Raw genomic sequence first — 18,751 nt, forward strand, 5'->3', positions numbered from 1 at the left:
TCAGGTCGGCCCCGTCCGTCAGCGGAAACGTGGAGTCGGCTTCACCGCGACGGCCCGCGCGGCCGAACGGATGCCCTCCGGGCTCCCGATCTGGGTGTAGGCGAGTCCTTGCGCCATGGCGACCGAACGCCCGTGGTCCAGCGACTCCCAGACCGCACGCACCGTACCCTGCACCGCCTCAGGCGGGTTCTTCGCGATCGCCGCGGCGATCTCGCGGGCGCGCTCCCAGAGCTTCGTCGGTGCCACGGTCTCCGACACAAGCCCGATCCGCAGCGCGGTGTCGGCGGTGACTCGTTCCTCGAGTCCCATCAGCGCGATGCGCAGGGCCTCGCCGAGCGGAATGCGCCGTGAGAGTCCGATGGGCTCGAGCGAAGCCACCATCCCGTACGAGACGTGCGGATCGAAGAAGGTGGCGTCTTCGGCACAGATCACCACATCGCTCTCGTTGATCCAGTAGAAGGCGCCACCCGCGGCCATGCCGTTCACCGCGGCGACGACAGGCTTCCAGCATTTGTTGGCCTTCGGCCCGAGCCGGTCGCCGGGGTCGACCTGCGACCACTTGTTGGCCGGCTTCACGATCCCCTGCTTCACGTCGACGCCGGTGCAAAAGGCTCGGTCACCTTGAGCCCGAAGGACGACGGCACGGACGTCGTCGTCGAGCCTCACCTCCTGCCAGAACCGGGCGAACTCGTCGCACATCTGCTGGTTGAACGAGTTCATCGCCTCCGGCCGGTTGAGCGTGATGGTGGCGACATGGTCCTCGCCGTGCTCGACCAGCACCGTCTCATAGCCGTGGGTCGACAGCACGGTCACTCCTCCCCTGCGGGCACAGGCCTGCGCCCCGTCAGCTGTGCCGTGGCCTCGAGGAACTCCTCGCCGACGAGCAACTGTCCCTGTTGTGCCCCCATCACCGCCAGCTCGCTGTCGAGGCCGACGTGGAGGTAGCGTCTCAAGGACGCCTTCGTCCGCGCGAGTGCCAGCCTGGGGAGGTCCGCGAGCGACTCCGCGACCTCGGTTGCCCGAGCGGCAAGATCCTCCTCGGCCACTTCGCCCACGAGCCCGCAGGCGAGCGCCGATGCGGCGTCGAGCCGTTGCCCGAGCAGGAGCATCTGCGCGGCACGGGCACCGCCGACCAGCGCCGGCAGGTGGTGCGCGCCCCCCATGCCGGGAACCAGGCCGGCTTTGATCCAGGTACTCTCGAACAACGCGTCAGGAGCAGCGATCCGCAGGTCGCAGCAGAGCGCGAGATCGAGCCCCGCGCCGAACGCCGGCCCCGACACTGCCGCGATCGCCGGAAGCGGCGAGTCCCGCAAGGCGCGCACCAGCCCATGGAAGCTGGTGTAGATCGCGTCCGTGGCGACGGCACTGCCCTGCGAGGCGAGTGCCGAGAGGGACGGCAGGTCGCCCCCGGCGCAGAACGCGGGCGGGGTTCCGGTGAGGACGATGCTCCGCATGCCGGCTTCCTCGGCCCCGCGGACGGCGGCCACCAGTGCGTCCACGACCTCTACGGTGAGCGCGTTGCGCCGCTTCGGGCGGTTAATGGTGATTTCGCGATGCCGTTCGACATCACGCACCAGCACCTCTGCGCTCATGCTGTCACCGCCGCCGCGAGCTGGCTCACGATCTCGTCCTTCGTGGTGATCGTCGCCAGTAGTCGAGTGATGTGGGCGAGCATGAAGTCATGCGTCTCGTCGGTCGCGCCGGCCACGCAGTCCTCTGGGACCACAACGGAGAATCCGCGGTTCACCGCCTCCAGCGAGCTGCCCGTCACCGCCACGTTCACCGAGACACCGGTCATGATGATCGACGAGACGCCGAGATTGCGCAGCAGCTGGTCGAGCTCGGTGGCGTGGAACGCGGTGAGTCCGACGTGGCGGTGCACCCGGTAGTCACCGGGCTGCGGTGCCAGCTTCGGGTGGATCTCCACCGAGGGGTGCCCTTCGACGAGCGGGCGCTTGGTGAAGACGCCGGAGAGCAGGCTGTTGGCACGCCATCCGCGGTAGTCCGGGTACGCCGCGACCGTACAGTGCACGATCGGTACACCGAGCTGCCGCAAGGCATCGGCGAGCTCGGCGATGTTGTCGATCGTGCGCCGCTTGGTCACCTGCTCCACCAGCGGCTTGTTCGTCGCGTGCTCCGGATTGGTCATGCCGTTCTGGCACTCGCTGATCACAAGCGCCGTCGTCGACGGCGTACCGAGTCCACGAATCGTCACACTGCGTCCTTTCGTGTTGGGGATTCACCGGAGGTTTCCCTCTGCCCACGCCGGATGCAGCAGTGACGGAGGTCACTCGAAGAGGTCGACGATCTCCTTCGCCTGCGCCGCGCCGGCCAGGATCTTGCCTGCGGTGCTCATGTGCGCGCGCCAGTGCTCTTGGGCACCGGTCACGTCCTTCTCCTCGATGAACTTCACGAGCCGTGCGTAGGAGCGGACCGACTTGCGAAGCGTCGTGAGGGTCGGCGGCTTCGACCAGCTCTGGTTGAGCTGCGATGCCATGTGGGTGTCGGTGACGTCGCAGAGGACACCCCACTGGACCTTGAGGGCACGGTTGCCGGCCCGCTCGACGACCTGCTCGTGGAAGCTCCGGGAAAGTCCCGCCCACCGCAGCTGGTCCGCCGACGCCGCCGGTTTCGCCTCAGCGATCGCCGAGGTCAGTTCGTCCAGCTCGTCGACGATACGGGTGAGCTCGGCGACATCGGCCCGCGTCCGGCGCTGAGCCAGCATGCCGGCGGCGATCGGCTCCATCAGCGCACGAGCCTCGTACACCTCACCGATCGTCGTGCCCTCCATCTGCAGGAGCAGTCCGACATACCGAGCCGCGACACCGAGGCTGGGCGCCATGACCTGAGCACCGCCGCGCGAACCGCGTCGGACGCTGATCAGCGACTCCGCCTCCAGGATGCGGAACGCCTCGCGCAGCGTGGGCCGCGAGACGCCGAACTGCTGCATCAGGTCGATCTCGGAAGGCAGCGTGTCACCTTCCTTCAGCTCGCGCGACACGATCTGCCGGCGGATGTTCGACGCGATGATCTCCGCAGTCTTCGGGACTCGGGCCCGGGCGAACTGGGGAGACACCGGATCGGCCGGCTGAGCGGCATAGGTCACAACGACTCCTCGGGACTTGGCGCATCCAAAACGCAATCGTACGACTCATTGACCCGTACCCGCGACTCGATGCACCGCGCCGTCGCGGCTTACATCAAAGACCTCCCTCTATTCAGGCGAATAAGTTGAATTGTATGCCTGATTGAGTCTACAGTACCGGACTACGCCGGGCCAAGCACCGGCCATGAGTTGGGAGATGCGGTCGGGAACGGCTCCCGCTGCCGCAGAGAAGTTCGGAGAGGCTGATGGCACAGCCACAGGCAGTGGAGCAGGCAGCGGGGACCTTCCTCGATCGCGACATCCAACGAGCGAAGGACCTGGTCGGGCTCGACTTCGCCACCACGACGCAGGAACACCTGACCTCGGTGACCTTCGACACGATCAGGAACTTCGCCGAGAGCTACGGGGACCCGAACCCGCTGTACACGGATGAGTCCTACGGACTGTCGACCCGGTGGGGCACGCAGATCGCACCACCACTCATCGGCGTGGCGGTGAACAAGCCTCTGCTCGGCGACCCCCGCAGACCCGAGCACAAACGCCCGTCGTTCCGCGGTATCCACGTCTTCGTCTCGGGAAGCTCGTGGGACCTGTACCGACCGGTCGTCCCCACAGACACCTTGTACCAGTTCGAGGGCTACGAGAACGTCGAGGTCAAGGAGTCGGAGTTCGCCGGCCGGTCGGTGATCATCACCCGTCGCCACGTACGCATGAACCAGGACGCCGAGGTCGTCTCCGTCGCGCGCGTGATCGCGATTCACGTCGAGCGGAAGGCTTCCAGGGAGAACGGCAAGTACAACGGTCTCGAGTTCAAGACCTACACGCCGAAGGACATCGCGGCGATCGAAGAGATCTACGCCTCCGAGAAACCCCGGGGGGCGGAGAAGCGCTACTTCGAGGATGTCCAGGTCGGCGACAAGCTCGGACCGATGGCGAAGGGACCACTGACGATCACCGACATCGTCGTCTTCCACGCCGGCGGCTACGGCTTCACCCCGTACAAGATCTGCACCGGCCGGATCGCCTACGAAAACCGCAAGCGCATCGGGCCGTTCTATGTCCCCAACGCGGAGGGTGTTCCAGATGTCGCGCAGCGTGTTCACTGGGATGAGGCCTGGGCAAGGGAGATCGGCGTGCCTCGCCCCTACGACTACGGCATGCTTCGTGACTGCTGGCTCACCCACCTCCTGACGGACTGGATGGGGGACGACGGCTGGCTGGTGAGCTACAGCAGCCAGATGCGCAAGTTCAACTACATGGGCGACTACCACCTGCTCACCGGCGAGGTCGTCGGCAAGCGTGAGCTCAAGGGGAACTTCCTGGTCGACATCGAACTGCGCGGAACCAACCAGCGTGACGAGGTGACGTGCCCGGCGACCGCGACGATCGCGCTTCCCTCGAGGACCGGTGGCGACGTCACGCTGCCGGAGGTGCCGGCGGACATCGCGGCACGTGCGCAGCAGATGATGGACCGGCATCACGAGCTCCTGGCCCAGAGGGCCAAGAGCTGACCGCACGACACGACCGAGGCGGGGCGGCCGTGAGCGTAGCGACGCGCGCCGTCGCGAGTGGCCACGCACCGTCCGGCGCGTGGCCACTCGTGTTGCCGTGCCGGTAGCGACCGCCTCATCGGCGAACCGGCGTCCGTCGCTACCGGCGGGAATGGAGTCGTCGTCCTTCGCCGGCGGGTCTTCACCGCCGTGCGGCGTCCTGGTGTTCTGCATCGCCGTCTGGACGTAGGAGGCGTGAGTGCCCCGCACCGAACTTCGGTGCGGGGCACTCACGCCTTTGGTGTTGCACAGCCCCCCGGTGCCCCCCGAGTCGGTCGTGCGCGGACAGTCACGCACGGTCGGCGGCGAACCTTTGTCGCCCGCACGTCCGCGGGGCCGTTCCACACCTGCCCGGCAACGCGTGACGTGCTGTCGGCCTGTTCGGGCGCGGCTTCGCCGGGATCCTGATCTCCGACACCTCATCGTGCGCGGCGCCGCGGCCGCGTGGCCGTCCCACCGAACCCGATCAGCACCGCGCCGACCACGGTGTCGAGACGCGACTCGTCACGGACTGTCCTCTGCGGCTTGTCCTCTCCGGCTCCTCACGCGAAGCCGAGTCGTGCGCCGATGTCTCACCGCGGCGGCATCGCCGGGTCGAAGGGCATGCCGAGGACCTGCTCGGCCACCGCGTTGCGCTGGATCTCCATCGTGCCCGCGCCGATCGTCGAGGCCCGCGTGCGCAGGTATCCGTAGGTCCACCGGCGTCCCTGCACACCGTCCGCCCCGTCGAGCAGGCCGGCCGGCCCCAGCAGTTCCAGTGCGATCTCGTGCAGGCGCTGCTCGAAGGTCGAGTTGATCAGCCGGTTCACCGACGCGATCGGGCCGGGCTCGCCGTACTCCTGGATGTGGGACAGGATCCGCAACGCGTTGACCTGAAGGATGCGGGTCTGCACCTCGAGGTCGGCGAGCCTGTCGCGTGACACCGGGTCCTCGGTCGTACCCCGCTCACGGAGGAGGCCGTAGATCTCGTCGACGATGTTGCGGTAGAACGCGGCCTGCTTCAGCACTCCTGCCGACCGCTCGTGTCCGAGCGTGGTGCGGGTGATCTTCCAGCCCTCGTTCTCCTCACCGATGCGGTTGGCGACCGGCACGCGGACGTCGTCGAAGAAGATCTCGCAGAACGCCGCTCCCCCGGTGATGTCCTTCAGCGGCCGTACCTCGACACCCGGCGACTTCATGTCGATGAGGAGGTAGCTGATCCCCTTCTGGCGACTGTCACGGGCGCCGGTGCGCACCAGCGTGAAGGCCATGTCGGCAACGTCCGCCGCGCTGTTCCAGACCTTCTGACCATTCACGACGTAATCGTCTCCGTCGCGCCGGGCGGTCGTCGTCAGCGACGGCAGGTCACTGCCCGCGCCGGGCTCGGAGAAGGCCTGACACCACACCTCGTCGCTGCGGAGCATCGGCTTCAGGAAGCGCTCGCGCTGCTCCGGGGTGCCGTGCTTGATGATCGTCGGGCCGCACATCGCGACGCCGGTGCCCGGAGGGGCGGGGACGCGGGCGCGGGCGAGTTCCTCGTGGTAGATCACCTGGTGGCGGAGGTCGAGTGCCATCCCCCCGTATTCCTTGGGCCAGCCCGGCCCGGCGAAGCCGTTGTCGCACAACGTGGCGTTCCAGCGGCGCGCCCAGTCGGTCCGGCCGATCTTGTCCTTGGGCGGCTTGCCCAGCTGCACGCTCTGCAGGAACCCCCGCAGTTCGGCGCGGAAGGATTCCTCCTCGGACGTCCAGTTCAGCTTCATTCCGATTCCCCTCAGAGCTTCACCAGGTCGGCGAGCCTGCGGCGATGCTCGGCAGGGCTCCCGAAGAGCTGGTGCGACGACTTGGCCCGGCGCAGATAGAGATGGGCGTCGTGCTCCCATGTGTAGCCGATGCCGCCATGCATCTGCAGGTTCTCCTGTGCTGCCTGGAGGTACGCCTCTGAGGCCCGTGCGCCTGCCACACAGGCGGCCGTCCCCAGCTCGGCCGGGTCCTCCTGCGATGCCCATGCCGCGTAGAGCACCGCGGACCGCGACTGTTCCACCGAGACGAGTACGTCGGCGCAGCGGTGTTTGAGAGCCTGGAAACTCCCGATCGGACGGCCGAACTGTTCGCGCAGCTTCGAGTACTCCACGGTGAGCTCGAGGCATCTGGCGGCTCCGCCGACCTGCTCGGCGGCGAGCGCGGCGATCGCGACGTCACAGGCGTGGGCCAGGGCACGTGCGGCATCCGCTCCGACGGCGAGCACGGTGCCTTCCGCGTCCTTCAGGGAGACGGTGGCCATCCGCCGGGTGCGGTCGAGGGTGCGGACCGGGGTCACCTCGACACCGGCGGCGGACGTCTCCACCGCGACCAGCGCCGGCTCCTCCGGTGTGGTCGCGGTGACGAGGAGAACATCGGCGACACCGCCGTCGAGTACGTACCGCTTCACGCCCGTCACCCGTGCCGTGGGGCCGGCGATGTGCACCTGCGTGTCTGCGGGTGGCCGGAAGAACGCGTCCCCTTCGGCCTCCGCGAGCGTGGCCACCGTCGCGCCTTCGGCGATGCCCTGGAGCAACGCTCCCGCCGCGGCGGGGCCGATGGTATTGAGCACCGCGGTGGCGATCACCGTGGCCAGGAACGGGCCGTCGTACAGGACGCGGCCGAGTTCCTCCAGCACCAGGAGCTGCTCGGCCAGGGACGCGCCGGCGCCGCCCTGCTCCTCGGGGATCGCGAGTGCCTGAGCGCCCAGTTGCACGGCCAACTGCTCCCACACGCCACGGTCGAACGCGGCGACGGGATCGTCCTCGTCGAGGTGCGGACGCAAGGTCTCGACGGTGGCCTTCGCGTCGAGGAACCCGCGCAGCGCGGCGCGAAACTGCTCCTGCTCCACTGACCAGGTCAGTTCCATCTCACCATTCCCTTCGCCACAAGAATCACAGACACAGTTAAATAATATAACTCAATGCTGGGATCCCAGCGCCTCGGCCATAACGGCCGCGACTCCCTTGGCGAAGGCGGCGTGCCCGGCGTCGCCCGGGTGCACGCCGTCGACGAGCTGATCGGCGGAGACGAGATCGAGCCCCGGCAGCAGCACCAGACGAGCATCACCGTGCTGTGAGGCGAACCGAAGCACCTCCGCCTCGATCGCGGTCCGCAACTGTGCGAGTCCGGCCCCGAACCGGTTGGGAGTCGTCTCGGCGTCCGGCCGGACGATCGGGCTGACGACGATGACCGGGACATCGGGCAGGCCTTGGCGGACGGCCGTGAGAAACAGCCTCATCGTCTCGGCGATGTGGGCGGGATCGGTGGGGATCGACGACCACGCGTTCGTCCCCCAGGCCAGGGTGACGACATCCGCCTGCGACTCCGCCACCGCCACCGCCGCGGGAAGCTCTCCACGAGCCGAGCCGGCGAATCCGAGGTTCACCAGGTCGAGACCGAGGGTGCGCGCCACGACCGACGGCCATGCGAGGCCCGGCGCGGAGACGGACCAGCCCTGGGTGATCGAGTCCCCGTACGCGACCCAGCGCGGTCCGCGTGGGGCGGCCGCCAGCTCTCCGGCCAACGGCGTCGCCCCGGCGACACGCCACGCCTTCCCTTCGGGCAGATAGATCTCGACAACCGCGTCGGGGGCCCGGTCAGGAAGCTCGACCTCGACCGTCCCGGTCGTCACCTGTACACGACTGACGAGTTCGTCACCGACCCAGATGGCGAGCTCGTCACCGACGGTGGGGGCCGGCACCGGCGTCGGCTCGCCCGGCTCCAGTCGCAGCCGCAGGCCACGGGCGGTACCTGTGACCGCGAGCCGAACTCCCGCGGGCACGCGCCCTGCGCCGACCGTGTCGGCCGGAAGTTTGCCTGCGACATGCGCCGGGATGCGTTGGCCCGACGCAGCGTCCACCCCAGGCAGCAGCCCCCTCAACTCGCTGATGCTCATCGGTGCCATCCCGGCCCCTTCCTCACGCTGCCCTCATGACGCTTGACCGAAGTTTCGTTATATTAATTTACCTGATGACAACGACGACTGATCCCTCCCAAGCCCGCCCCTTGGCCGAACACGGCCCGGACAGCCCGCTGTCCGCCGAGATCGTCGCTTGGATCGAGGCCGAGGCCGGACACCCGGTGACCTCCGTGACTCGCGTCGCCGCAGGCGGACGGCGGCTCGGCTTCGCCGTCGACCTTGCCGGGGCCGATTCCACTCGCGGGCTCTACCTCGCGATGGAGCCAGGCGACGCGACAGCCGGTGACCGCCCCAGCGGCCTGCGGCGTGAGTTCCACGTGTACCAACGGCTGGCCCGCGATGGCATACGTGTGCCACCGGTGCTCGCGCTGCATCCCACCATCGATGCCATGCTCATGGAGCACGTCCCCGGACACGCCCGTTATGGGAGCATCGGCGACACCGCGACCAAGGTTGCGGTGGCACGCGACTTCATGGCCTGCCTCGCCACCGCGCACCTGGTCGACCCGTGGGACGATCCGGTGCCGGGTCTGGAACCACACGGCTCGATCCGCCGGCATCTCACGGAGTTCGTCGACGGCTGGGCCGAGCGCTACCGCTCCGGCCGGAACGGTCCGGACCCGCTTCTCGAGCACGGGCTCCGGTGGCTGCGTTCGCGGATGCCGGATCCCGACCGCCGGCTTGCGATCGTCCAGGGCGACACCGGGCCCGGTAACTTCATGTTCGACGGCGACCGCGTCACCGCCATCGTCGACTGGGAGCTGTCGCATCTCGGCGACCCGTTCGAGGACCTCGGCTGGCTCTCGATGCGCGCAGCCCAGGACCCGTTTCCTGATCTGGCCCTGCGCCTGCAGGAGTACGCCGACGCGCTCGGCGAGGAGCTCGATCTCGACGCCGTGCGGTATTACCGCGTCCTCGCCGAGTGGACCATCGCGCTCATCGGGCACCTCAAGAGCCGTGCGGGCCTCGGCGATTCCGAGCGCGGGAACGCGTTCGTCTTCGAGCAGCTCCACCGCAGGCTTCTCATCGAGGCGCTGGCCGAGGCCGACGGCGAGACACTGCCCGATCTACCAGGCATCCGGTTCGCCGACACAGACCGCACCTGGGTCTACGACATGGCCCTCGACCAGCAGCGCGTGTCGGTCGTGCCGCACCTGGACGACCCGCTCGCGGTACGGCGCGCGAAGGGCGTGGCCCGCACCCTGAAGTGGCTGAAGCAGGCCGATCGCGCAGGCGGTGAGCCCGTGGAGCGCGAGCGTCAGGCACTGCAGGCACTCCTGGGAACGGCGGTCGGCGATCTCACCGCCGCACGGCTGGAGGTCGTCAGGGGAATCCGCGAGGACAGATGGAGCAAAGCCGACCAGCGCGCGTACCTCTGGCTCAAGACCTGGCTCGACAACGAGGTCTGCGGTGAAGCGATGGGCAGGCTTCGCGATCGGCATCTCGACCCGCTCACTCAGCCGGCGGACGGGGGTGCGTCATGACCGCCCCCACCGGACGGGCGTCCCTTCCGTCGTTCGGCGTCGATGACGACCGTCTGCACGCGCCGGGCGAGAAGCACAGCTGGACCGAGACCAGCTGGTGGTCGTTCAACGTTCCGGAACGTGCTCTGGCCGGCTGGCTCTACGTGCAGATACGCCCGCACCAGAACACCACGTCCGGTGGCGCGTTCGTGTACGACGCCACCTCTCCCCTGCCGTGGCAGCTGCCCTTCTACGCCATGTTCGACCACCAACGACTCCCGGCGGACTTCGACCTCACACACGCCAGGCTGCCAAGCGGTGTCAGCGTCGACTGCGTCGAGCCCGGCATGGTCTACGCCCTCGGGTACCGCTTCCGCGACGAGCCCGATTTCGTCGCCTCCCTGCGCTTCGATGGACTCATCCCGCCGTTCCCGTACCTCAGCGGCACTCCGCCGTTCTCCGCCTCCTCGCACTTCGATCAGCCGGGCCGCCTCACCGGGACCCTTCATCTGCGCGGCGAACGCATCGAGGTCGACTGCTTCTCGCTGCGCGACCGCTCCTGGGGGCCCCTGCCCGAGCACTGGGGCCGTGGTGGCCGCATGAGCTACGCCTTCGCGACGATGGACGCCCGCAACGGGCTGCTTGCCTTCTGCCACCCGGTCGGAGACGATCCGTTCACCGACACCGAGTCGGTCACGACCGGATATCTCCTCATGGACGGCGAGGTCTCCCGTCTCACCGGAGGCTCCCGGAAGTCCGCGCGCGATCCCGTCACGCGGATGGTGCGCACGATCGATCTCGAACTTCACGACGAGCTCGGCCGTACCGTGCACGCGCACGGTGAGGCCCGCAGCGCCATGGTGCTCTCCCGGCACCGTGTCACTTTCAACACCCTGCTGGAGTGGACGGACTCCGCAGGGAACGTCGGCTGGGGCGAGGACCAGGATCTCTGGCCGGTCGCTCTCCTGGCCGATTCCGCGCGATCCCGCAGCTAGCGATTCCGCCGCTCCCCGTTTTCCGAGAAGGGCCGCACATGTCCGAGAACCCCACCTACGTCGAGTCGACTCCCGACTACCCCGGCCTCCTCCGGCTCGACGGCAAACATGTCGTCGTGCTCGGCGGCGGTCAGGGCATCGGCCGTCAAACGTGTCTGGCAGCCGCGAGCGTCGGTGCGCGCGTGACGGTCGTCGACGCCGAGCACGACCGCGCCAAGAGCGTCGCCGAGGAGATCGACGGTCTGGCCCTCACCGCCGATGCCACGCGGCGCTCCGACATGGAGCGCGTGTTCGCGAACGCCGTCGAGAGGTTCGGCCCCCCGCACGGGCTGGCCGACATCATCGGCGTGGCCGGGTGGACGCCGCTTGCCGAATGCAGTGACGACGACTGGCAGCGCGCCCTCGATCTCAACCTCAAGCACGCGTTCCTGGCCGTACAGCTCGGCTACAAGGCCATGGCGGAGTCCGGCTCGATCGTGCTTGTGGGCTCGGTCTCCGGCTTCCGCTCCTCCCCCAACCACGCGGGATACGGTGCGGCCAAGGCCGGCATCATGAATCTCGCCGGGACCGCGGCGGTCGAATTCGGTCCACGCGTACGCGTGAACGTGGTCGCCCCGGGGCAGACGATCACCCCGCGCATGGCCGTTCGTCACCCTGAGCCCGGCTATTACGAGGAGCGCGGCAAACTCGTGCCGTTGCAGCGGGTGGGCGAGCCCCGCGACATCGCCTCGGCCATCCTGTTCTTCCTCTCCCCGCTCTCGCAGTGGGTCACCGGTCAGACACTCGTCGTCGACGGTGGCTCCGGCCGCCTCTACCAGTACGGGGGGATCAAGTGACAGCGGTCGCGAGTCGGCCGTGAACTGACCGCACCAGGACGGCCGCTGGGGGTTGTCGGGAACCACGTCAGGTTCCCGACAACCCCCAGCGGCCGTTTCCGTCGGGTTGCCGACTCTCAGCCGGCCTCTCTCTCCACCACCCCCCGCAGCGAGCAGACGAACTCGTCGATCGAGCGAGCGCACAGCTTCGGCTGATCGAGGATGACGTGGTGGTAGGCGTCCTCCACTCGTGTCTTCGTCACCGGGCCCGGCACGACCTTCAGGACGTAGTCCGCCAGGTCGTCGTCGACAACGGCACTTCCGCCGGCGTAGACATACGCCATCGGCACGGTGACCAGCCGAGCAGCGGCGTCCACTCCGGCGTCGGTGAAGCGTGTGAGCGCCCGATGGTCGTACTTCCACGTCCAGCCGTCGGCGGTCCGTTTCAGCGCCTTCTCCGCCAGGGGAACCATCGTCTCCGGGCCCGGATGCGGTTGCTCCGGCTTCAGCCGGAAGCGTGCGATCGCGGCCTCCTTCGTCGCGTAGACCGGCGGCGGTTTGCGCTCCAGGAGCCGGAAGTTGCGATACCGGCTCGCCGGACGGATGCTCGTGTCGAACAGCACGAGGCCGGCCAGTTCGTCAGGGTGCTCGGCCGCCAGCGTCAGGACCACCCGCCCACCCATGCTGTGACCGACCAGGATGGGGTCGACCACCTCCGAGGCCGCCATGACGGCGCGTACCTCGTTGACCCAGAACCGCGGCTCGTACTGGCCGCGGTGATCACTGTCACCATGCCCGCTCAGGTCCATCAGGGTCAGGCGGTATCGGTCCGCGAGCAACTTCCCCAGTGGCCCCCACCAGGCATGGTTGGCGCCGTTCCCGTGCACGAGCACGAGGTCGGGTCCCTCACCGACGACGTCCCACTTGATCGTCGTCCCCTCGACGACGAGGGACCGCCCCAGATCACACATCATCTTCACCTCGTAGGTCACACGGTCGCGCCTTGTCCGGAGCGGACCGTTTCATGACGTCTTCATCAGGCTGTTCTTCCCGGTTCCCGGGTCACGGCCGGGTCTGGAGTCCTTGGGGCCTCACGCGGACGCGCCCATCCGGCTCCGCGCAGCCGGACGGTCGTCGCGACAGCCAGGACCAGCCCGGCGACCGCCAAGGAGGCGAGCCGAGCACCGGCCAGCTCGGCCACGCTTCCTTCCAGCAGCGCGAAGACCGGTCGCCCACCGATGAACGCGATGACCCACAGGCCCATGGCCCGGCCGAGCAGCGCGGCGGGCACCCTTGCCTGCACGAGACTGAGCGCTCGGTTCGAGGCGGCGAGGAAGGCGCCGCCCGCGAGACAGCTCCCCACGCAGCAGATCCACAGGACCGGCGCCACGGCGATCACGGCGATGCCGACCGCCTGGACGGCCACGAGCGCGGCCAGTCTCCGTGGGAACCGCCGCAGCCATGGCACCAGCAGGAACGCGGTGACGACCGCACCCGCGCCGAAGCACGTGATGAGCCAGCCCGTGCCGGAGTCCGAGCCTGTCAGACGGACGGAGAGCGCCGGCCCCAAGGTCGCCACGAGGTCCGTGGCACCGCTGACCACGAGGCCGACGAGGAGCAGCGGCAGCAGGAGCCGCTCCGAGCGCACCAAAGCGAACGTCTCCCGGACCCTCGGACGTCCTTGCGCCGGTTCCTGATGCCGCGGCCGAAGGAACTGGAGGGCGAGCACGTAGACGAAGAACGTCGCGGTGTTGAAGAGGAACGCGGCCCCGATGCCCCATCCGAGCACGATCATGTTCGCCACCACCGGCCCGATGGCGCGTGCGAGGTTGAACTGGGAGGAGTTGAGCGACAGCCCGATTTCCCGGTGGGCGTCGCAGGTCATCAACGGCGCCAAAGACAGCTGGGCAGGCGACTGGAACGACTGGATGAGCCCGAGCAGGAAGACCGCCACCAACACTCCGGGCACCGCCACGTGACCGGTCATCGTGGCGATCGCGAGACCGCAACTCACGACGCTGCCCGACAGTTGGGTGCTCGTGAGGATGATCCGCCGATCCACCCGGTCGGCGACCGTGCCGGACAGTGGCGACAGCAGCGCGGGCGCCGCGAACTGGGCGACCGAGACCAGACTCACCACGAAGGTCGAATCCGACAGCCGGTAGATCAGCAGGACGGTGGCAAGGTTCTGGCACCAGGTTCCGATGTTCGACGCCGCCGCGCCCAGAAAGAAGATCCCGAACCTGTTCTCGTTGCTCAGGACCTCCCACACCACGAATCCGTGCCGCCGACTCACGCTTGGGTACGCATCCGGGTCAGCTCGTGCTTGCGGATCTTTCCGGTGCCGGTGCGGGGCAGCGCCTCGATGAACTCAAGGCGCTCGGGGATCTTCTGTTTCGCGACACCGGAGGCGAGGAAGTGCGCGGCGAGCTGCTCCAGGTCGAGCGTCGCGTCCGGCTTGAGCACGACGAACGCACAGGCACGCTCTCCGTACCGCTCATCGGGGATTCCGACGACCGCCACCTCGGCCACACTCGGATGCGTCGCGACCACACCCTCGATCTCGGCCGCCGAGAGGTTCTCACCACCCCGTATGATGATGTTCTTCTTGCGATCGACGACGGTGAGCAGGCCGCGCTCGTCGAGCACGCCGATGTCCCCGGTCGGGAACCAGCCGTCGCCGGTGAACACCTGGTCGTCGGGCACGTTCGTGTAACCCATGAACTGCTCCGGACCCTGCAGCTGGATCTCGCCGAGCGCACCGCGCGGCACCTCGGCGCCGTTCTCGTCGACCAGGCGCACCCGGTTGCCGCCGGTGAGATACCCGTCGTGGTCGGCTCGCACGTCGAGCGGGTCCTGCCAGCGGCCGAGGGCGACTGTGGGATGCTCGCTCATGCCGTACGCGCGCACCAGGCCGACACCGCTCGCATCGGCCCGCCGCACCAGGCTCGGCGAGACCGGCGCGCCGCCGCACATCATCATCCGGATCGAGCTCAGGTCGTACTTGCCGGCCTCCGCGAGCTCCAGCATGCCGACCGCGTGGAACGGCGTGGCGACCATCGCGGTGACCTTCTCCGACTCGACGAGCCGGCAGGCGAGCTCGGCGTTCCAGCCGTCCATCACCAATGTGCGCATGTGGTACAGCACGGCACGGAGGGGGAACATGTCCCCGCCGATGTGTCCGGCGGCGGAGCCCTGGAGATAGACGTCGACGGCGCTGTCGTTGTGGGCACGGTAGTCGTAGTCGCAGGCCTCGGCCAGCAGGCTGCGCCGCGAGTGCTGCACCCCCTTGGGCACGCCCGTCGAACCGGACGTGTAGATGACCAGACAACAGGCGTTCTCGTCATGGGTCGGCTCGTCGGCCAGTGGTTCGGCCTGTTCGAGGCGCGCCCAGGAAACGTAGCCCTCGGGCGTGTCGTCGAGCATCACGATCCGCGGCGGCCGGGCCTCCTCGGGAACCGCCTCGGCGACGGAGAGGTAGTCGAACTTGTTCCACCTGCGCTGGGTGATGTGGACGCTGGGACGCGCGTCCTGGAAGACCTGGGTCACTTCACGGGCGCCGAAGACGGGGACGATCGGCACCAGCACCGCGTCGGCCATCAACACGGCGAACTGCACGACCACCGACTCCAGCCGGTTGGTCAGCTGCACCGACACACGGGAACCGGGCTCGACACCCAGCTTCCGCAGCCCGCCCGCGACGCGACGGGCACGGGCGTGGAGCTCGCCCACCGTCACCGTGCGCATGGAATCCGACGACACGAACTCGAGCTTCGTGTGAGCGTCCGCCCCGCCCGCGCGTGCGATCAGCTCCGTCAGAGTGCTCGGTGTGCTCAAGGTCATTCGTCCGCCCCTGTCCGACCGGGTCTTCACTATCGGCTAATTAATATTACTCTATTGCCCTACGCAGCGGCTACGACAGGGAGAGTCTGTGGATCTGCACTTCACACCGGAGGACGAGAGCTTCCGCGACCAGGCCCGGACCTGGCTCGAGGAGAACCGCCCGCGCGAGGCGCGGCCCGACGATCCTGTCGTCGCCCGGCCCTTCGACACCGCGTGGCAGCGCCGTCAGTTCGAAGCCGGCTGGGCCGGGATCAACTGGCCGTCGGACTACGGCGGCCGCAACCTCTCCCTGATGCAGCAGCTCATCTGGTACGAGGAGTACGCGCGCTCCGGTGCTCCGACGGTCGGCGTCTGCTTCGTCGGCCTCGCCCACGCCGGACCGACACTCATCACCCGAGGCACCGAGCAGCAGAAGGCCGAGTACCTTCCCAAGATCCTCCGGGGCGACATCGTCTGGTGCCAGGGCTTCAGTGAGCCGGACAGCGGCAGTGACCTCGCGAGCCTGCGCACCCGGGCGGTCGTCGACGGCGACCACCTGGTCGTGAACGGCCAGAAGATCTGGACGAGCTACGCCCAGGCGGCCGACGTGCAGGAGCTCCTCGTGCGCACCGACCCCGACGCCCCCAAGCACAAGGGCATCACCTGGGTCATCAACGACATGCGCAACCCCGGGATGGACATCCGCCCGATCCGCAACCTCAACGGGGTGCAGGACTACAGCGAGGTCTTCTACGACAACGTGCGCATCCCGCTGTCCAACGTGGTCGGCGAGATCAATGACGGCTGGTCGGTCGCGATGTCGACGCTCTCGTTCGAGCGCGGCACGGCCTTCATGGCGGACATCGTCGAACTCGGCCGCACGGTCGAGGAGCTCGTCGAGACAGCACGCGAGACCCCGTCGTGGGACGGCAAGGGCACCGCCTGGTCGGACGACCATCTGCGGGTCGAGCTGTGCCGCCTGCGCGCGGAGGTCGCATCACTGCGCGCGCTCAATTACGCGACGGTCTCGCGCGTGGCACGGGAGGGCAAGCCAGGCGCGGAGGCCTCCATCGTCCGCCTCTACTACGGGCTCCTCACTCAGCGCGTGTTCCACCTCGCCGCCCAGGTCGTCGGACCCGGCAGGGCCGAGAAGGCCGGCAACGCCGCCAAGTGGAGCCGCGGATACCTGAACAGCTTCCGCGCCGTGATCGCCGCAGGCACCAAGGACATCCAGCGCACCATCATCGGCGAGCGGGTGCTCGGCCTTCCGAAGGACCGCTGAGCGCGGCGCACTGAAAGGACTTCTCATGGATCTCCTCCCTTCCGTCGATCAGACGGAAATCGTCACATCGGTCGCCGAGCTGCTGCGTGAGCAGGCATCCCTCGACTTCGTACGCGAGTACGTCGCTCCCGGTGACCTCTCTGGCCTGTGGGCACAGCTGGCCGAGCTGGGCCTGTTCGGGCTGGGCATCGATCCGGGCCGCGGCGGCGTCGGACTGGGTCTCGCGGAAGAGGTCCTGACCTTCCGTGAAATCGGACGCGCCCTGACGCCCGGCCCTCTTCTGGGCACCGTGCTGGCCGCCCACCTCGCCGAGGAAGCCGGAGACGACGCCCTCACCGAGCGCATCGCCAGTGGTGCCGCTCGGGTGGCGCTCGCCGAACCGTACCGGGACCCGACTGCGATGTCGGGCAGCGTCGTCTCGGGCACGTTCCGCGTGACGGACCTGAGCGGGGCCGATCTCGTGCTGGCAGTGACTCCCGACGGTGCGGCGATACTCGATGCGGCGGCCGTCGAGGTGAGGTCGAGCCCCACGATGGACCCGACCACCGAGATCGGCGTCGGGGTGATCGAGTCCGGGACAGCACTCTGCTCCGCGGCGACCAGCCGAACCTGGTGGAGGGGCTGCGCCCTGACGGCAGCCCTCTCGACAGGGATCGCCGAGGCGACCCGCGACCAGTCGGTCGCGTACGCGAAGCTGCGTGAACAGTTCGGCCGCCCGATCGGGACCTTCCAGGCGGTGAAGCACCGCTGCGCCGACATGGCCGTCCGGGCGGAGAGCGCCTACTTCCAGACCGTGTTCGCCGCACTCGCGTGGAGCTCCGGGGACCCGAACGGCACACACCACCTCGCCTCGGCTCGCATCGTCTCCACCGACGCGTCGCGCTCCAACAGCGCCGACAACATCCAGAACCACGGTGCGATGGGGTTCTCCCAGGAGGTCGACGCTCACCTGTTCGCCCAGCGCTCCCTGGTGCTGGAGACGACGCTGGGCACCGAGCGCTGGCAGCTCGAGCACATCGCGAGCGCACAACGCGTCGAGTGGTGACGCGGGTGAAGCCCCGCGGTGGACACCGCAGGATGACGCGCATCACCGTCCGCACAACATCCAGCTCATTTGCCTATTCGGAGCCATTGTGATCATCGTCCACGGCACCACCCACGTCGCACCGGAGTCCCGGGATGCCTTCCTCGAGGAGGCCAAGGGGACCATCGCCCTCAGCCTCGCCGAAGCGGGCTGCATGGCCTACACCTGTTCCGAGGACATCACTCGGCCTGGCACCTTCCACTGGATCGAGGAGTGGGCCGACCTCGAGACCTTCAACGCCCACGCGGATGCCGCGCATCACCTCGACTTCATCCGCGCGCTCGCCGACAGCACCAGGATCATTCGGTCGGCCCCTCCCTCCGGCACCTATTTCGACGCCGAGCCGCTCGACGCCCAACGCCGTGCCGCCATGGGCTTCAGTATCTCCTCGGCGCCCGGACACATCCCGTCCTGAGACACCGGCCGATCTTCCCCCCGCCGGCGCCCCGGCGCGGTTCGCCCCGGGCGCCGGTCGCCGCCCGGCTCTGCTCCGCCGGGGAGTATGGTCGGTCGGCCGCGTCACCTGCGCGATGCAGGCCGGTAGGGGCGTCACCATCCCGCCCGCCACAGGTATGCACTCCGGCGGGACCCTTTGCTTCATCGGCCACGGCGGGCTCCGGGGCCTGTGAGGGCCCCCGTACCACGAAAGCTTCCCACCGGCGAGGTCGGCAGGCTCCACGCCGGCCGAGCCACTGACTGCAAGTCAGGACGGGCG

The 18,751-nt window shown here is 68.4% G+C and carries 17 protein-coding genes; 7 read left to right on the top strand and 10 right to left on the bottom strand.

Annotated features, from left to right (window positions below; translation table 11 throughout):
- Positions 1-18: 18 nt before the first annotated feature.
- The 4 genes from GV126_RS06415 to GV126_RS06430 all read right to left on the bottom strand — a co-directional run bounded on the left by GV126_RS06415 (position 19) and on the right by GV126_RS06430 (position 3,106).
- On the bottom strand, positions 19-807 hold the full coding sequence (locus GV126_RS06415; protein WP_236569901.1) for an enoyl-CoA hydratase/isomerase family protein: 789 nt from the start codon (positions 805-807) through the stop codon (positions 19-21).
- A gap of 2 nt (positions 808-809) precedes the next feature.
- Positions 810-1,592, bottom strand: coding sequence for an enoyl-CoA hydratase/isomerase family protein (locus tag GV126_RS06420; RefSeq protein WP_159663443.1), 783 nt, complete (start codon positions 1,590-1,592; stop codon positions 810-812).
- Positions 1,589-2,215, bottom strand: coding sequence for a cysteine hydrolase family protein (locus GV126_RS06425; RefSeq protein ID WP_159663445.1), 627 nt, complete (start codon positions 2,213-2,215; stop codon positions 1,589-1,591). Before GV126_RS06425 ends, GV126_RS06420 begins: the two co-directional genes overlap by 4 nt.
- Before the next feature lie 72 nt (positions 2,216-2,287).
- Positions 2,288-3,106, bottom strand: coding sequence for a FadR/GntR family transcriptional regulator (locus GV126_RS06430; protein ID WP_201299805.1), 819 nt, complete (start codon positions 3,104-3,106; stop codon positions 2,288-2,290).
- Positions 3,107-3,351: 245 nt separating this feature from the next.
- Here GV126_RS06430 and GV126_RS06435 point away from each other — a divergent pair, with 245 nt between their 5' ends.
- Entirely contained in the window at positions 3,352-4,617 is a 1,266-nt protein-coding gene (locus GV126_RS06435; protein ID WP_159663447.1) for an FAS1-like dehydratase domain-containing protein, read from the top strand.
- A 611-nt stretch (positions 4,618-5,228) separates the two neighbouring features.
- Here GV126_RS06435 and GV126_RS06440 read toward each other — a convergent pair.
- From GV126_RS06440 to GV126_RS06450, 3 genes are read right to left on the bottom strand one after another with little or no spacing between them, the layout of a single operon-like run.
- Entirely contained in the window at positions 5,229-6,395 is a 1,167-nt protein-coding gene (locus GV126_RS06440) for an acyl-CoA dehydrogenase family protein (RefSeq protein WP_159663449.1), read from the bottom strand.
- Between the two features lie 11 nt (positions 6,396-6,406).
- A complete protein-coding gene (locus GV126_RS06445) occupies positions 6,407-7,522 on the bottom strand; it encodes an acyl-CoA dehydrogenase family protein (RefSeq protein WP_159663451.1) in 1,116 nt (371 codons plus the stop codon).
- A gap of 51 nt (positions 7,523-7,573) precedes the next feature.
- A complete protein-coding gene (locus GV126_RS06450) occupies positions 7,574-8,551 on the bottom strand; it encodes an SGNH/GDSL hydrolase family protein (RefSeq protein ID WP_159663453.1) in 978 nt (325 codons plus the stop codon).
- Between the two features lie 35 nt (positions 8,552-8,586).
- On the opposite strand from GV126_RS06450, the gene GV126_RS06455 reads away from it, so the two are divergent.
- From GV126_RS06455 to GV126_RS06465, 3 genes are read left to right on the top strand one after another with little or no spacing between them, the layout of a single operon-like run.
- Positions 8,587-10,059, top strand: a complete 1,473-nt coding sequence (locus tag GV126_RS06455; RefSeq protein ID WP_159663455.1) for a phosphotransferase family protein — start codon at positions 8,587-8,589, stop codon at positions 10,057-10,059.
- Complete coding sequence (locus GV126_RS06460) at positions 10,056-11,033, top strand: DUF7064 domain-containing protein (RefSeq protein WP_159663457.1); 978 nt, start codon at positions 10,056-10,058, stop codon at positions 11,031-11,033. Before GV126_RS06455 ends, GV126_RS06460 begins: the two co-directional genes overlap by 4 nt.
- 38 nt (positions 11,034-11,071) lie before the next feature.
- On the top strand, positions 11,072-11,869 hold the full coding sequence (locus GV126_RS06465) for an SDR family NAD(P)-dependent oxidoreductase (RefSeq protein ID WP_159663459.1): 798 nt from the start codon (positions 11,072-11,074) through the stop codon (positions 11,867-11,869).
- A gap of 116 nt (positions 11,870-11,985) precedes the next feature.
- On the opposite strand, the gene GV126_RS06470 is transcribed toward GV126_RS06465, so the two are convergent.
- From GV126_RS06470 to GV126_RS06480, 3 genes are read right to left on the bottom strand one after another with little or no spacing between them, the layout of a single operon-like run.
- The gene (locus GV126_RS06470; protein WP_159663461.1) at positions 11,986-12,840 is read right to left on the bottom strand and encodes an alpha/beta fold hydrolase; all 855 of its coding nucleotides are present in this window, start codon (positions 12,838-12,840) and stop codon (positions 11,986-11,988) included.
- A gap of 44 nt (positions 12,841-12,884) precedes the next feature.
- Positions 12,885-14,123: an MFS transporter gene (locus GV126_RS06475; protein ID WP_159663463.1), complete on the bottom strand. Its 1,239-nt coding sequence runs from the start codon at positions 14,121-14,123 to the stop codon at positions 12,885-12,887.
- A gap of 17 nt (positions 14,124-14,140) precedes the next feature.
- Positions 14,141-15,691, bottom strand: coding sequence for a class I adenylate-forming enzyme family protein (locus GV126_RS06480; RefSeq protein WP_159663465.1), 1,551 nt, complete (start codon positions 15,689-15,691; stop codon positions 14,141-14,143).
- An 88-nt stretch (positions 15,692-15,779) separates the two neighbouring features.
- Between GV126_RS06480 and GV126_RS06485 the strand changes: the two genes are divergently transcribed.
- From GV126_RS06485 to GV126_RS06495, 3 genes are all read left to right on the top strand, one after another.
- Positions 15,780-16,952: an acyl-CoA dehydrogenase family protein gene (locus GV126_RS06485; protein ID WP_159663467.1), complete on the top strand. Its 1,173-nt coding sequence runs from the start codon at positions 15,780-15,782 to the stop codon at positions 16,950-16,952.
- A gap of 25 nt (positions 16,953-16,977) precedes the next feature.
- On the top strand, positions 16,978-17,997 hold the full coding sequence (locus GV126_RS06490; protein ID WP_159663469.1) for an acyl-CoA dehydrogenase family protein: 1,020 nt from the start codon (positions 16,978-16,980) through the stop codon (positions 17,995-17,997).
- A gap of 88 nt (positions 17,998-18,085) precedes the next feature.
- On the top strand, positions 18,086-18,451 hold the full coding sequence (locus tag GV126_RS06495) for a putative quinol monooxygenase (protein WP_159663471.1): 366 nt from the start codon (positions 18,086-18,088) through the stop codon (positions 18,449-18,451).
- Positions 18,452-18,751 lie beyond the last annotated feature (300 nt).

This window comes from Streptomyces mexicanus, from assembly GCF_902506575.1.
Classification (GTDB): Bacteria; Actinomycetota; Actinomycetes; order Streptomycetales; family Streptomycetaceae; genus Streptomyces; species Streptomyces mexicanus.